Source organism: Muribaculum intestinale (assembly GCF_002201515.1).
GTDB lineage: Bacteria > Bacteroidota > Bacteroidia > Bacteroidales > Muribaculaceae > Muribaculum > Muribaculum intestinale.
Window position 1 is genome coordinate 1,252,119 of the sequence record NZ_CP021421.1, and the last position, 15,738, is coordinate 1,267,856.

Below are 15,738 nucleotides of genomic sequence, written 5' to 3' on the forward strand. Positions count from 1 at the left end.
GTTTAGGCCGCCCCCGCCGCTTGGGCATCCCCTCGCCAGAAGGAGAGAGGAGAATGACTAATGCCCATCTCAAAGTTTTGCACTTCGATTTGGAATCTTCACATCACTACAACATCGCTACAACATGAAATATTCCGATAACATAATCTATTTCTACGATATGAAAACTCCAACAGGCGCAATATTGTGGTTTTACAAACAAAAGTTGAAACCATAGTGTTTATTAATCATATTTATCATTATCCAAACAATTTTCACACATGAGGTCAAAAGACATGAAACGCGGTATCGCGGCATTGTTACTTGCTGCCGGCTCTATCATATACGCAACAAGCATACACGCACAAAAACCGTTGGCCGACCAGCAGATTGATTCTCTTGCCGGTTCTCATAAAATCGTATATATCGACGGACGCCCCGCTGATGCAGACACACAAGCATACGTAGATTCGATACGACATAAAATCTCAACATTCTATTACGACCAGTTCCGCCACTTCTCCGACCCGGCAGCCCCCTACTTTCTGTTTATGAGCAAAGACGCACAGCTCGCCATGGGTATCGGAGGATGCGTGAGGATGCGCGCATACTACGACTGGGGAGGGGCGATACCGTCACGAGGATTCGCGCCCTACCTCATACCGATGGAGCCCGATCCCGCCGACATGCGCCATCTCGGCACATCGCCATCCGGTACAGCTCTGTTTTTCCGGGTGCTCGGACGCAATAAATCGCTTGGAGAATACCAGCTATACATAGAGGCCAACTTCAACGGATACCAGTATCTCGGATTTCAGCTGAAGAAAGCATATGCCATAATCAACGACTTTACCATCGGATACGCCAGTTCCACATTCAGCGACCCGGCGGCGTTGCCCCCTACTGTCGACGCACAAGGTCCCAACAACAAGATATCGCCAGCCGCGGTACTCGTGCGCTATATGCATACATTCAAAGACCGGTGGACAGCAGCGGTATCAGTCGAGGCACCGGAAAACTCAATAGGCGCCGACAACGAATACACAGAGAAAGCAAGCCCCTGGGTGCCTGATTTCGCAGCGTTTATGCAATACCAGTGGGCCGCAGGACAGCATGTGAGACTGGCCGGCATAATGCGCACTCTCTCATACCGCGATCTCATCAATGCCAGAAACCACAATACCGTGGGATGGGGAGTGCTTCTGAGTTCGGTAGCGCGCCCCACAAATGCCATCACCACATATGCCAATGTATGCTACGGCCACGGCTACCAGAGCCTGGGCGGCGACTTGCTGATGGGTAGTTACGACCTTGTCGGCGACCCTGAACTCCCCGGAAAGCTGTATGCTCCGGCATCGTTCGGATGGTGTCTGGGCGTACAGTATAATTTCCTGCCCAATCTGTTTGTGTCAGTTGCGGCAAGCCAGACACGCTATCTACCGTCAAAAGCAGTAAGCCCGGATGAATACAAATATGGCATGTTTGGTGTGGGCAACATCTTCTGGAACCTGACTCCACGCATGCAGATGGGTGCGGAAATCGACCTCGGTGTGCGCCACAACTTCAGCGGCGCACACCGGTGGGCCCATCGATTCGGAATCATGGCCCAATTCTCATTCTGACACCACACTGCCGATACAAAAGGATTTCTACCTTCGGATATCTGCACTAAAACGATTGCTTTTTTTCATACAAGATTTGCGCGTTATATAACCAATATCTAAATTTGTAACTCACCATAATCTTTCACATTAACAAAATCATGAAAAAAGTAATCGCTCTCCTCGCCGCAACACTATTTGCCTTATCGCCGGAAATAAGTGCCGCAGATGGCACTCCCGCATCTGTAAAATGTAATGCTTACAACCCCATCCGCACTGAAGTGCCCCAACGCGCAAAAGGCCAGACCGACATGCTTGAATTTGCCGCAGCCCCGATTGACACTGTGCGCATCGGATTTATCGGCCTTGGCATGCGCGGTCCGAGCGCTGTAGAACGTTTCACCCATATACCGGGCACACGCATAGTAGCTCTGTGCGACCTTGAGCCGGCTCGTGTCGACTCCGCTCAGATGATATTGCGGCGCGCGGGCCTGCCAGATGCCGCCGGATACTCCGGCTCGGAAGACGCCTGGAAGAAATTGTGTGAACGGAAGGATATCGACCTCGTATATATAGTGACCGACTGGAAGACACATGCTCCGATGGGCGTATATGCCATGGAGCATGGCAAACATGTGGCAATCGAGGTGCCCGCAGCCATTAATCTCGACGAGATATGGCAGCTCATCAACACCTCCGAGCGCACACGCCGTCACTGCATGCAACTCGAAAACTGTATCTACGACTTCTTTGAGATGAACACCCTCAATATGGCCCAGCAGGGACTCTTCGGAGAAGTGCTTCACGTAGAGGGAAGCTATATCCATGATCTGAAAGAATTCTGGCCATATTACCACAACGACTGGCGTATGAAGTACAACATCGACCATCGCGGCGATGTATATCCGACCCATGGCGTAGGGCCGGCCTGTCAGCTTCTCGACATACACCGAGGCGACCGCATGACCACACTCGTGTCAATGGACACCAAGGCTGTCAACGGCCCGGCATACATCGAGGAAACTACAGGCAAACGCCCCGAGACATTCCTCAACGGTGACCACACGATGACAATGATACGCACCGCCAACGGCAAGACTATCCACATACAGCATGACGTACTCACACCGAGGCCATATTCACGCATGTATCAGCTTACAGGCACAAAGGGATTCGCCAACAAATATCCCTCGCAGGGCTACGCATTCGAGCCGGAGCAGATTGCCGACAACGGCACTATGCCCGACCATGAAAACCTGAGCGCCCACAGTTTCATCTCATCAGCTCAGAAAAAGGCTCTGGAGGAAAAATATACCCACCCTATCATACGTGAGGTAGGCGAGCAGGCAAAAAAGGTAGGTGGACACGGTGGAATGGACTATATAATGGACTATCGCCTCATCTACTGTCTGCGCAACGGTCTGCCTCTCGACATGGATGTATACGACCTGGCCGAATGGTGTTCGCTCATCCCCCTGTCGGAGATTTCCATCAACAACGGCTCCGCGCCTGTCGAGGTACCGGACTTCACACGCGGCGCCTGGAATCGCGTGAAAGGCTATCGCCACGCAATGGCAGCCCCTGCCAAGGATGTGATGAAATAATAATCCAAGCAAATCAGAGTACCTAAACTCAACTATTTACAACAAATAACGGGGGCGCCTTCAAGATTGAGGGCGCCCCGTTATTTGTTATCGCGTCAATCATTTCGCTAAAAAAGTTTCGAGACAAGAATTCCGGGCGGGACGAGAGAGTACAGTAGTAAACGTATGCCCGTGGATATCGGTAAACTCGACCATGACAGGGGTGTCGGGCCGCGAGGCGTGCGCCCTAAACATATGTGCGGTATTTTCAGGCATGAGCGCTTTATTTACAGCCACCCCGTCGGCTTTCAGCGGGATAGCGCGCAGCATGAAGTGGAGTGGGTCCTGAGCCTTCACACGTGTCACCTTCAATTCACGGCCATCCTCAAACATTCTGACACTGCATCCCGGCTCATAGGCCCAGACATTGGCAAGCACTACATTTCGGTTGGACTCATCGCCGGGCAGATACGCTTTAGTGAGGGTTGTATCGGTTATCGCCACGCAGTTGAGGTCGTAAACGCGCATCTGATAGTCAGGACTCATGGCAAATCCCTTGTAGAGTTGTGTAGGCTCCGGAGTGGAAAAATTCCATATGGCATATCCCCACGGGGCTCCGTCACCGCCCATCCAGAAATTCGGACGCGGTGGTTTGATTCGTGCAGGCCACCATGTGCCGCAGGCGGCCTGATAGTTGTACTCGCGTATGCGTCCGTCGGGAGTATGCTGGAAGTGACTGTTATGGGCATGCCCCGACAAGACATTGATTCTGCGGAAAGGCGCAAGGAGCGAATCAATATGCTGACCACCGTTGGTCATGCGGTAGACTGTTTTCACCGTGTCGCCCTCCGCTACAGGATAGCTGAGCAGCACACCATGCATGGATATGAAAAGGGGAGCATCCTTATCCCTGACAGTGGCGAGGTCGCGCTCAAGCCACGCGAGCTGAGATGAGGTCATACCTGTACGATAGTCGCGTTTGCCATGATGGCCGGGCGCTCCGTCTGCATTATTGTACAGTATATTGTCAAGCACTACAAAGTGACATCCGCCCCGGTTGAATGAATAATAGGAGGGGCCCATCTCCCGGTGCCAGGTAGTGGCAGCAGGGATGTCACCTGCAAAATATGGGTCATTGTCATGATTTCCCATAGTATGATATACCGGAGCGCCGACTGTAAACTCCCTGTTGAAATCAGCAAGTCCGTAATTATTATCGTACCAGTAATACTCACATGTCTGGTCGCCGAGAGTCAGAACTATAGGGTTTAGACCGCATGAACGAAGCGAGTCGACGGCACGGTTTAGGTCGGGCACATACAAATCGCGCAGACGCTCGCGGTCGACGGCCCGATTTGCAATCTGCAAGTCGGCCACTGCAATCACCGCAAGAGCCGAATCGGACGGGAGTCTGCGCAAACGAAAATCGACAGGCGAAGTCTCTCCCTGCGCCACGTGTTGCCAGAATTTAGGACGGTTGCCCAGACGCTCGGCCGGTTCATATCCATCGGGAGTCGATACAAATACATAGCCGAGATCAAGCGGCGACATCAGAGAGTATTGTCCCGCCAAGTCGGTAAGCACTACCTCATGCCCATCGGATATGGCTGCTCCGGCTACCGGTATGCCGGCGACATCCGTAACAGTGCCATGTACCAGAGTGTCGGCCATTACCGGTAGCAATATGGCCGACAGAATCGATGTAAAGAGGATTCTCATATAAGGAATTGTTTAAACATGCGATTAGAGCGATGACGATTCCTCGGCGGAGGTAGAGCCACGTACTATCATAGAGGAGTGGAGAGTTATGTTCTGCCGAGGGGCACTCGGTATGTCGATTTTCTCCAGCAATAATCTCACAGCGATACGCGCCATCTCAACCACATTCTGCTCTACTGCTGTAATCTGCGGATATACGAACGATGACAGGGATGTGCCCGACATCGTACATATGGCCACATCCTGCGGTATTATCAGATTGCGCTCCTGAAGTGTACGCTTCGCACCGAGCGCCTGTGTTTCCGTGAAGCAATATATGGCGTCGAAATCAATGCCTCCGTCGAGCAACCGCTCTACCGCTACGGCACCGTCTTCGACCGACATTCCTCCCGACACAATAAGCCGTCGGTCGAGCGGTATATGGAATTTCTCAAGCGCTTCGCGATATCCTTGGGAACGCGCGCGCGAATTTTCTATATATGACGGGCCGGCGAGATTTACTATGCGCCGGCGTCCGCTACGTATCAGGTGCTCCACAAGAAAAAATGACATGAGGCCATCGTTGGAGCACACCGACGAGCACTGAAGGTCACGTATGGTTCGGTCAAAGAATACGATTGGGAAATTCGATTTTACCAGATTTTCAAAATGGTCGCGGTTGGCCACGTTGTGCGTAACCGATACGAGAAGACCGTCGACACGGCCATTCTCAAACATATCAAGATTCTGACGCTCACGCGACGGATCCTCGCTCGACACAGCAATAAGCACCCGATAGCCGAGCGGCTGCACCGCCTCCTGCACCGTAGTGACGAATTCCATCGAAAAGGGTGTTGTGATTTCCGGCACTATTATCCCTATAATCTTGTTGGCCTTGGCACGGAGGTTTACTGCCGTCATGTTACGGCGATAACCCATCTCCAGCGCCTTGGCACGGACGCGTTCAATAGTGGATGGACTGACGTTGCGCATATCCCCGGCCAACGCACGCGACACACTCGACTTGGATATGCCGAGAGCGTCTGCAATGTCTTTTATTGTAACGTATCGCATCAGATATCAGATTTGAATTCAGACAAAAGTCCCTCTACAGGGACTTCCACCATCAATATATCAGTTCAAATTTAGATAAATTCCATTAATAAAAAATGATGTTTTGAAAAAAAGGGGCGAAGAGCACGATTGGGAACGGTTGCGATGCCCGCAAACGGTTGAGGGGTTACATTTCAATATGCCGACGCCCTCCGCAACCGATTGTGGAAACCGCAACCGATTGCGGGAACGGTTGCGAAAAATAAAAGCGCTAAAATACTTTAAAATCGGATAAAATGTTTATATTTTTACACCGTAAAATCTACCAATCAGGCATTTAACTTTACTCTGTATCAAATATATCATGAAGGAAAACATGAATGTAGCCGTAATGAACGGCATCGGAAAGATGGGCTTTATCACACGCCCGGTTCCAACTCCGTCAAAGGGAGAAGTACTTATAAAGATTGACTATGTAGGCATATGCGGCTCTGATATACATTATTATGAAACAGGCCGCATAGGAAATTATGTGGTAGAGCCCCCGTTTGTGCTCGGCCACGAGGCAGCAGGCGAGGTAGTGGCGCTTGGCGAGGGAGTGACAAATCTCTCCGTAGGCGACCGTGTGGCGCTTGAACCCGGCAAGACATGCGGTCACTGCCGCTACTGCCGTGAAGGGAAATACAATCTGTGTCCCGACGTGGTGTTCTTCGCCACTCCGCCTGTCGACGGAGTATTCCAGGAATATGCCACCCACCCCGCCGACCTCTGCTTCCGGCTTCCGGAAAATGTAAGTAATCTCGAGGGTGCGCTTATAGAGCCTCTGGCCATCGGATTCCATGCCGCCAACCAAGGTGGCGCACGGGCCGGACAGAAAGCCGTGGTATTCGGAGCCGGATGTATCGGACTGGTATGCATGATGGCGCTGAAAGCCGAGGGAGTGTCGGAAATTATCGTAGTCGATGTCATGGCCAAGCGTCTTGAGAAAGCGATGACACTCGGAGCGACCGCCACCATCAATGCAGCCGAAGAGGATACTGTAGAGCGTATAAAGGAACTCACCGGCGGCGAAGGCATCGACCTGTCGATTGAGACCGCAGGCACCGAGATAACCACCCGCCAGGCTATCGAGGTGGCCCGCAAAGGCTCCACTATAGTGCTTGTTGGCTACAGCAAGACCGGCGAACTCACATTGCCCATATCTCTGTTCATCGACAAGGAGCTCACATTCAGAAGTGTATTCCGCTACCGGCATATCTATCCCATGGCAATCGAGGCTGTAGCCAAAGGACGTGTGAACCTGAAAGATATAGCAACCCACATATTCGGCCTCAGCGAGATACAGGAAGCCATGGACCGCAGCGTAAGCGACAAAGCCAACATCGTGAAGGCTGCCGTAAGGATTGACCAGTAATCACCTCCAGCAATTCCCTGCCATGGAATCACTCAATTATATAGTACTGTTTCTCTACTTCCTGGGACTGATTGCCGTAAGCTGGCTCATGTCGCGCCGCATAAAAAGCTCGGAGGACATGTTTATCGCCGGACGCAGCTCCTCGTGGTGGCTGTCGGGAATGTCGACATACATGACCATATTCTCAGCCAGCACTTTCGTAGTGTGGGGAGGCGTGGCATACCGCTCGGGAATAGTTGCCGTAATAATCGGCAACCTCGTAGGCATAGCCTGCCTGGTAACAGGCAGGTGGCTCGCCGGCCGATGGCGTCAGATAAAGATTAACTCTCCCGGCGACTTCATCGCTGTACGCTTCGGTAAAACCACTGTCGACTTCTACACGATAGCCGGCATCATAGGCCGCGGCGTACATACCGGAGTGGCGCTCTACGCCATCGCCGTTGTGATGTCGACACTGATGGTACTCCCCGAAGGACATTTCCTCGCCGACTCAACCGGGCATCTGTCGATATCATGGGCTGTGGTGATACTCGGAGCCATCACCCTCGTGTATACCATAGCCGGCGGATTTCTCGCGGTACTGATGACCGACGTAATTCAGTTCGGTGTACTCATCGCGGTGGTCCTGTTCATGATACCCCTCTCGCTGCACACTATCGGTGGTCTCGACAACTTCATAAACTCACCGGCACTGCCCGACACGTACTTCGACCTCGCTTCAGGCGAGTATCCGTGGATATGGCTTCTGCTCTGGACCGGCCTCAACATATTCCAGATGGGAGGCGACTGGCCATTCGTACAGCGCTATATCAGCGTGCCAACCGCCCGCGACGCACGCAGGAGCAACTACCTCGTAGGAGTGCTATATCTATTCACCCCGATACTGTGGTATCTCCCGGCCATGGTATACCGCACAATCAATCCCGACGCCAATCCCGAGCAGGCCTACATACTCATGAGCCAGACGGTACTCATGAAAGGTATGCTCGGAGTAATGCTCGCGGCTATGATTTCGGCGACACTCAGCTGTGTGTCAGGCACGCTTAATGTATACGCCAACGTGTTCACCTACCAGATATACGGAGCCACGCATCCCGAGGCAAAGGACCGCACCCTCATCAAGGCCGGACGACTTTTTACCCTCGCCTTCGGTGTGGCCATCATAGCCATCGCCCTGCTCATCCCGTTTATGGGCGGAGCCGAGCGCGTGGTAGTGACTATTCTCACCATGGTGATTGCACCGCTCTTTATCCCGTCGGTGTGGGGATTGCTGTCAAGCCGTATCAACGGCCGACAGGTGATATGGGCTATGCTCGCCACCTACGCCATCGGCATAACCATGAAGTTCTCCCTCTCCGGCCTGGTCAACAACCAGGTGCTCGAAGCTACCGTAGGGTTGCTCCTCCCGGTTGCGATAATGGCCACACTGCAGCTACGCGGCCATCTCAAGGGATATGTATGTCCCGGCTACGAAAAAATCACACAGATGGAGGATACATCAGCCGACACGGAGCCTGACGAAGCCACACGGCGCGCTGTAAAATCGTATTCTTTCATGGCCATAAACTGCTTCCTGGTCACACTCGGCGCAATAGCCCTGCTGCTCCTGTATCTGATGGCTACCGAGACATACGACCCGGCTGTAGTCAGCATAATGACCGGCACATGCCTCGTAATCGCCGTCCTTATCGGAATCTACACGGCCTACCGCATTGCCGATTCACGCAAACACAAAAAGACTGTAACAGCATGAGACTACGCCTTGCATACCTCACCCTGACTCTGGCGTCATGCCTCATGTATGGCGAGGCCAGGGCTACCGCACCCTTATGTGAAGTGGCCTATACAAAGGACGCCTCGCGCCGCTCACAGCAGGGGATGGCCCTTTGGGGCGACCTACTGTTAGCATTCGAGCATGGCGGACACTGCACGGTGTACGACCGCAGCAAGGGAGAGCTACGACATGCGGGAGAGTTTGACGTAGAGTCGTCGTCGCGCGGCAACCACTGCAACCAGGCAAACTTCGGAGTAGAGCGGCTGCCCGGAGCGGAGATGCCCGTCATCTACCTGTCGGTCGCCCAGCCCAAAAGTCCGCTGGATATGCGCTGCCATGTAGAGAGCATCACCCGCAAAGGGCGCAAATGGAGCTCCGGCCTTGTGCAGACACTCGAACTCGACACCGCCGGATGGGCACGACGCGAGCTCAACACTATATTCGGAGCTCCGTCGTGGCTCATCGACCGCGAGCGAGGAGATATGTGGGTATTCTCCGGACGTGTGCGCACCGTGCCGGCTGCTATGCCTACATTCGCCCACAACAAGCTGGTGGCCACACGCTTCCGCATACCATCGCTCTCCGAAGGCAAATATGTCAGACTCGGAGCCGACGATGTACTCGAACAGGTAGTGCTCGACATGGACGCCTATGCCACACAATCGGGATGCATCCACGACGGGAAACTCTTCTACAGCTTCGGATTCGGTGACAAATATCCCGTGACGACATCCAAAATCCGTGTATATGACCTTGACCGCCGCTGCGTGGCTGCACGCGTCGACCTCGACAGCCTCATCCGCGAGGAGTGCGAGGCCCTTATGGTCGACGGCCATAGGATGCTGGTCAATACCAACAGCCCACGGATATACTCTGTAGCCATGCCCGAAATGCCCGACCCGACACTGAGCCGCGGCACCTACCGTGTCGACCCGTTTGCCCAACCCGAGGACCGCACTGCTCCCGACGGCTACCATCCGTTTATGATCAGCACCTACTGCCGCCATGGCATACGCCACATCGACAGCGCTCCGGTGCTGCCGCTCGTGAAGAGCGCGCTCGAATGGGGCGACTCCGCCGGCATTCTTACCCCACTCGGCACCATAATGCTTGAACGTCTGCACGGCCTATGGCCTACTGTCGACCGGCGCACCGGCGACCTCACGGCAGGAGGCACCAGGCAGTGGGAGACATACGCGGCCAAACTATGCCGCGAATACCCCGAGGTAATCTCGGCCGGCGCCACCGTACAGTCGCAGTCGACCAACGTGATGCGTACGGCGCGCTCGATGGAGGCATTCAACAGCGCCCTGTCACGCATATGCCGAGATGTAAGAATAACAGGCGATGTAAGCAGCCGCTACCACACATGGCTCAACCCATATGCCAACGACTGCCCCACCAAGCTGCCGCTCGACGAGGAGATGCGCTCTCACGACGGGCGCTGGTATCAGCTCTGGCGCCGGTTTGTGGAATCCCGCATCGACCTGCACGGATGGCTCGCCACGATATTCACACAGCCCGACAGCGCGGCATCGCGGTTTGATGCCATAACCCTGTGCGAGGCCATGTTTACCCTCTCCAACGCCGCTCCCGCACTCGACCGCCCGGAGTCGTTCAGCGAACTGTTCACTCCGTCCCAGGCCGAAGCCATGTGGGAAGCCGACAACGCACGCCAGTACATGCAGAAAGGGCGCCACAGCGTGAACCTCGGCCGCGGATGGCAACAGGCCGCCAGAATGCTCGACAACATCATTTCCTGTGCCGACGACGATATAACATCGGGACGCCGCGGACTGCGCATGCGTTTCGGTCACGACGGCTGTCTGATGGCACTTCTGGCATTGCTTGAGGCTGACTCGTGGGGCACAGCCACCGACAATCTCGACGAAGTGAAAGACTTCTGGCAGACATGGCGCATACCAATGGCCTCGAAACTCAGCTTTGTATTCTTCCGCAACCGGTCGGACAATGATGATATCCTTGTAAAAGTTCTCCTCAACGGCAAAGCCCTGTCGCTCCCTATTCAACCGACGGGAGCGGCACAGTGCTACCGATGGCCACAACTGCGCTCACTTGCCCTGTCAAAGATAGAAAGCGCTTACGAAGCCCTCGAAGCCTCGGCCGACACTCCTCTCAACCACAACTAATATCACCAACCAATATTAACCTAAAAAACAGATCATGAAAATCCTATCAAGACTTCTCTTCATTGCCTTCATGGCAATGTTGACAGCCTGCTCCGATGACGATGCAGCTCCCTACATGGATCTTTCGGACAAAGAAATGGCCGTATCGGCCGACGGAGGAACGATTACCATGACGGTTACCTCCAATGTGAAATATGTGGTGAATCATCAGACAGAATGGCTGAATATCACCGAAGCCACAAATAATCACAATGTTACGACATTCACTATCGATGTAAACGCCAACGAGGAGTTTGATCCTCGAACGGGCCGCATAAAATTCATCGGCGAAGGGGTGACACCTAAAGCTCTCGACATCACCCAGCGCGGCCTCGTACCCACCGGCGTGTCGGTAAAAAGCATCACTCTTGAATCCGGAGCGAGCGAAACCGAATTTACCGTACTCGGCGAAGGCTCATGGACAGCTACCTCATCCAATCCCGACTTCGTGCTCACACCCGACTCCGGCGAGGGAGAGACCAAGGTAAAAGTCACATTCCCGCAAAACAACACACTCTCCGACATCAATACAACCATTACAGTAAATATCGACGGCAAAAGCTACACGCTTACCATCACACAGCTTGCTCTCGACATGACCTTGATTACCGAATGGGCAATCGACAAAAACAAAGATGAATACTCCTCGACATGGGGTGCCCTTAAGTTCGACAAGTCGACAGCCGGATTTATCGACGCTTTCGCCAACCCGACCACCGGTGTCGGTTCAATACGATTCTACAACTCCGATAAATCAGGACGCCTCGATGATGGTAAAGGCATGCGCACCCAGACCGGCTCACACGGCGACCTGATGATACGCGGATGTGTTACTACCGACTATTGGCTTATAGAGTGTGGCAACAAGTCGCTATCGCAGATTCCGGCCGATACTCCCATGCGTTTTGAATTCACGGGCCATATCTATTCAAGTTGTGCAGCCCACTGGATGGCCGAATATCTCGACGGAAACGAATGGCTGCCGCTTATGACTCCAAAGACCGTGACGCTCACAGCCACCGAGGGCCTGTCGGGAGCTGCCGGCAACTGGACAGAGACCGTCACCTACAATTATGAATATCCCAAAGACGGCATCTATGTGCTGTTTGAAGGCACATTCTCCCTTAAGCATTCTTGCGAGAAAGTACAGATACGCCTGCGCCCGGCGACAGAAATTGCCCAGTGCGGAAAATATATCGACCAGATATCGCAAAGTACCTGCACACGCTTTACCGCACAACATCCCCATGATGGCGACAAGGCTGTAAAAGAATACAACCAGACGGTAAAACTTGAGTTCGCACAGTAATACCACCACTCTCCCACATATTTAACCCCAATCATGAAATACCAAATGAAATCATTTATAAACGTGATGCGCAAAGCATCGGCCACCATCCTTGTAATGGCGGCCATGCTTGCCCCCGCGGCGGCTACGGCACAAGGGACCACTCTGTCAGGTACAGTCACCGACGAGACCGACGAGCCCATAGTAGGTGCGATAGTATCCGACAAGACAAGCAAATATTCTGCAATGACCGATATCGACGGCCGCTACAATATTGCGTCGGTACCGGCCGGCACTGAAATAAAGGTAACATATCTCGGCTACAAACCAGAGACTGCCCGATGGACCGGAAAGGGTACTCTTGACTTCAAGCTCTACCCCGACGCACAGATGCTGGAAGAGACTGTAGTCATCGGCTACGCCACTGTAAAGAAAAAGGATCTTACCGGTGCTGTAGGCTCAGTAGGCTCCGATAGGCTTGACAAACAGCGTTCACCCAACCTTACCACAGCGCTGCAGGGAGCGATTCCCGGCCTCGATATCACCCGCAGCGGCAGTATGCCCGGATCAAGCGGAACCATCAAGGTACGCGGTGTGACCACAATGGGCGACAACAGCCCTCTGATTCTTGTCGACGGCACTCCAGTAAGCGACCTCGACAATGTGAATCCCGATGATGTAGAGTCAATCTCCGTGCTCAAAGATGCCGCAACGGCGTCAATCTACGGCGCACGTGCGGCGGCCGGCGTAATACTCGTAACAACCAAAGGGGCCAAAGAGGGCGATCTCTCCATCACCTACAACGGAGAGTTCTCTCTGATGCACGCCTCATCATACCCCGACTATGTGGTAGATCCCATACGCCACATGCAGATTATCAATGAGACCCGCTGGAACGAAGCCGGCAATCCCGCAGGTGGCGAATATCCCACCTACTCAAAAGAGTATATCGAGCAGTATATGGAAAATCATATGTATGACCCCATCGAATACCCTGTATATGACTGGAAAAGCAGACTGCTCAGATCGACCGCACCCCGCACCAAGCACAATGTAAGCCTGTCATACGGCAACAAACAGGTAAAGACCCGCATATCCGCATCGTATGAGAAGACCGAAGCCTTGTACAAGGGTTCAGACCACGAACGCATATATGTCCGTGCCAACAACACCATCAACTTCAACAAACAGTGGACAGCCTCTGTCGATCTCTCCATGCGTCATGCTGTAAAAAACGACCCGCACTCGGGAAGTCCGATAGGCGCGGCACTGCGCTATCCGCAGATATATGCCGGCACATATCCCGACGGACGAATAGCAGCCGGCCAGTCGGGCTCGAATACCGAAGGCGCCTATCTCGAAGGCGGTGAGAAGAAAAATACCATAAACTACCTCACCGGCAAGATTGCTCTTACCTACAAGCCGTTCTCCTTCCTGACAATCCAGGGCACTGTCACTCCGACCATGTCATTCCAAAAGATAAAAGACATGAAAAAGGCTGTACCCTACTATGATGCGTTTGACACTGACCAGCTCATAGGATATATCTCCGGCTACGAGACAAATACACTGACTGAAACACGTACCGAGAACCACTCTATGGAGAAATCGCTCACCGCTACCTTCAACAAGGATTTCGGTGTACACGCCGTAAACGTACTCGCCGGATACGAAGATTACTATTACCACTACGAGACGATGTCGGTATCCTCCGACAAGATGACCCTCCCCGACTATCCGTATCTTGACAACGCCAATAAAAACGAAGTGTCGCCCGGAGGCAACGCATTTGAAAACGCATACCGCTCATTTTTCGGACGAGTTATGTACAACTACGACAGCCGCTACTTCATCCAGGCCAACATACGCGGAGACGGTTCTTCGCGTTTCGCCAGCTCATACCGCTGGGGATGGTTCCCCTCGGCATCGCTCGGATGGCGTCTGAGCAAGGAGAAATTCATGGAACGCCTGTCGCCGGTGCTATCCAACTTCATGTTGCGCGCCTCATACGGATCTCTCGGCAACGAACGTATCGGCAATTATCCCTATCAGGCATCCGTGAATCTTGAGAATGCGATAATGTTCGGCGCCAAAGGCCCGGAAGCGGCAACCTCGGCAGCTCAGATAAGATATGCTGTAGAAAACATCACATGGGAATCGACACATACGTGGGATATCGGTGTGGATTTCGCCCTGTTCAACGGTCGTCTCGACTTCACCGGCGATATCTATTACAAGAAGACCAAAGATATGCTCATCGCCACCGAAATACCCAAATATACCGGCTACAACGCCCCTGAGGTAAACGCAGGCGACATGAACACCCGTGGATGGGAGGCGAAAATATCATGGAGCGACAATATCGGCAAGGACTGGACCTATGGCGTAGGATTCAATATCTCCAATTCCAAGTCGAAGATGGGCAACCTCGACGGTAAAATCCAGTATTCGGGCGACTGTATCATACGCGGAGGCGACGAATACATGGCATTCTACGGATATCGTGCCGACGGCATATACCAGACCGACGAGGAGGTAGCAAATTCTCCGAAGCTGGTGACCTCGGTAGGCCCCGGAGATATCCGGTATAAGGACCTAAGCGGAATTGATGGAACACCCGACGGCAAAATCGACAAGACCAATGACCGCGAGGTACTCGCGTCATCACTCCCCCACTACCTGTTTGGAGGATATATCAACGTAGGCTACAAGGGCCTACGCCTCTCGGCGGCGTTCAACGGCGTCGGACAGCAGAAAGTACGCATGTCTGAGGTAATGGTGCGCCAGCAGTCGTTCCGCGCCGCTCCTGAAATCATCATGGGCAAATACTGGAGTCTTTACAACACTCCCGAGCAGAATCAGAAAGCGATATATCCGCGACTGAACAGCGCTACCGGTAACAGCAACAACTATGAGATGTCGGATTTCTGGCTGATGGACGGCTCATACATGCGTGTCAAGAACATCAACCTCAGCTATACATTCCCCAAGAAACTTGTCAACCGCATCCGCTTCGACAACCTGCGTGTCTATTTCAATGTCGAAGACCCGTTCTGTTTCCACCATTATCCAAAAGGATGGGATCCCGAAGTCAATTCGAGCGCATCCAACTACATCGCCACTACCTATACCTTCGGCCTCAACTTCTCATTCTAACCT

General features: G+C 53.1%; 9 protein-coding genes. 7 read left to right on the top strand and 2 right to left on the bottom strand.

The features are described from left to right. Positions 1-260 precede the first annotated feature (260 nt). Positions 261-1,601, top strand: a complete 1,341-nt coding sequence (locus ADH68_RS05140; RefSeq protein WP_088294784.1) for a hypothetical protein — start codon at positions 261-263, stop codon at positions 1,599-1,601. Positions 1,602-1,741: 140 nt separating this feature from the next. After that, positions 1,742-3,184 carry a Gfo/Idh/MocA family protein gene (locus ADH68_RS05145; RefSeq protein WP_084274143.1) on the top strand — a complete coding sequence of 481 codons (1,443 nt, stop codon included), beginning with the start codon at positions 1,742-1,744 and terminating at the stop codon, positions 3,182-3,184. A gap of 99 nt (positions 3,185-3,283) precedes the next feature. Here ADH68_RS05145 and ADH68_RS05150 read toward each other — a convergent pair whose 3' ends face one another. Together ADH68_RS05150 and ADH68_RS05155 are read right to left on the bottom strand one after the other, a co-directional pair. Then, complete coding sequence (locus tag ADH68_RS05150; RefSeq protein WP_084274142.1) at positions 3,284-4,882, bottom strand: calcineurin-like phosphoesterase C-terminal domain-containing protein; 1,599 nt, start codon at positions 4,880-4,882, stop codon at positions 3,284-3,286. A gap of 24 nt (positions 4,883-4,906) precedes the next feature. After that, positions 4,907-5,935: a LacI family DNA-binding transcriptional regulator gene (locus ADH68_RS05155; protein ID WP_068961746.1), complete on the bottom strand. Its 1,029-nt coding sequence runs from the start codon at positions 5,933-5,935 to the stop codon at positions 4,907-4,909. A 343-nt stretch (positions 5,936-6,278) separates the two neighbouring features. Between ADH68_RS05155 and ADH68_RS05160 the strand changes: the two genes are divergently transcribed. Genes ADH68_RS05160 through ADH68_RS05180 form a run of 5 tightly spaced genes read left to right on the top strand, consistent with a single transcriptional unit; the run spans position 6,279 to position 15,735 of the window. Continuing rightward, positions 6,279-7,328, top strand: coding sequence for an NAD(P)-dependent alcohol dehydrogenase (locus ADH68_RS05160; RefSeq protein WP_068961745.1), 1,050 nt, complete (start codon positions 6,279-6,281; stop codon positions 7,326-7,328). A 22-nt stretch (positions 7,329-7,350) separates the two neighbouring features. Then, on the top strand, positions 7,351-9,081 hold the full coding sequence (locus tag ADH68_RS05165) for a sodium:solute symporter family transporter (RefSeq protein WP_068961744.1): 1,731 nt from the start codon (positions 7,351-7,353) through the stop codon (positions 9,079-9,081). Then, positions 9,078-11,252, top strand: a complete 2,175-nt coding sequence (locus ADH68_RS05170) for a histidine-type phosphatase (protein ID WP_068961743.1) — start codon at positions 9,078-9,080, stop codon at positions 11,250-11,252. The genes ADH68_RS05165 and ADH68_RS05170 overlap by 4 nt, the downstream gene beginning before the upstream one ends. A 34-nt stretch (positions 11,253-11,286) precedes the next feature. Further along, entirely contained in the window at positions 11,287-12,600 is a 1,314-nt protein-coding gene (locus ADH68_RS05175; RefSeq protein WP_084274140.1) for a BACON domain-containing protein, read from the top strand. Between the two features lie 45 nt (positions 12,601-12,645). After that, complete coding sequence (locus ADH68_RS05180; protein ID WP_232321403.1) at positions 12,646-15,735, top strand: SusC/RagA family TonB-linked outer membrane protein; 3,090 nt, start codon at positions 12,646-12,648, stop codon at positions 15,733-15,735. The last annotated feature ends 3 nt before the right edge of the window (positions 15,736-15,738 follow it).

What these genes read in the sequence shown, in the direction of transcription:
- ADH68_RS05175 (WP_084274140.1), top strand. Translation starts at nt 11,287, where the DNA reads ATGAAAATCCTATCAAGACTTCTCTTCATTGCCTTCATGGCAATGTTG.
- ADH68_RS05145 (WP_084274143.1), top strand. Translation starts at nt 1,742, where the DNA reads ATGAAAAAAGTAATCGCTCTCCTCGCCGCAACACTATTTGCCTTATCG.
- ADH68_RS05160 (WP_068961745.1), top strand. Translation starts at nt 6,279, where the DNA reads ATGAAGGAAAACATGAATGTAGCCGTAATGAACGGCATCGGAAAGATG.
- ADH68_RS05165 (WP_068961744.1), top strand. Translation starts at nt 7,351, where the DNA reads ATGGAATCACTCAATTATATAGTACTGTTTCTCTACTTCCTGGGACTG.
- ADH68_RS05180 (WP_232321403.1), top strand. Translation starts at nt 12,646, where the DNA reads ATGAAATCATTTATAAACGTGATGCGCAAAGCATCGGCCACCATCCTT.
- ADH68_RS05170 (WP_068961743.1), top strand. Translation starts at nt 9,078, where the DNA reads ATGAGACTACGCCTTGCATACCTCACCCTGACTCTGGCGTCATGCCTC.
- ADH68_RS05140 (WP_088294784.1), top strand. Translation starts at nt 261, where the DNA reads ATGAGGTCAAAAGACATGAAACGCGGTATCGCGGCATTGTTACTTGCT.
- ADH68_RS05155 (WP_068961746.1), bottom strand. Translation starts at nt 5,935, where the DNA reads ATGCGATACGTTACAATAAAAGACATTGCAGACGCTCTCGGCATATCC.
- ADH68_RS05150 (WP_084274142.1), bottom strand. Translation starts at nt 4,882, where the DNA reads ATGAGAATCCTCTTTACATCGATTCTGTCGGCCATATTGCTACCGGTA.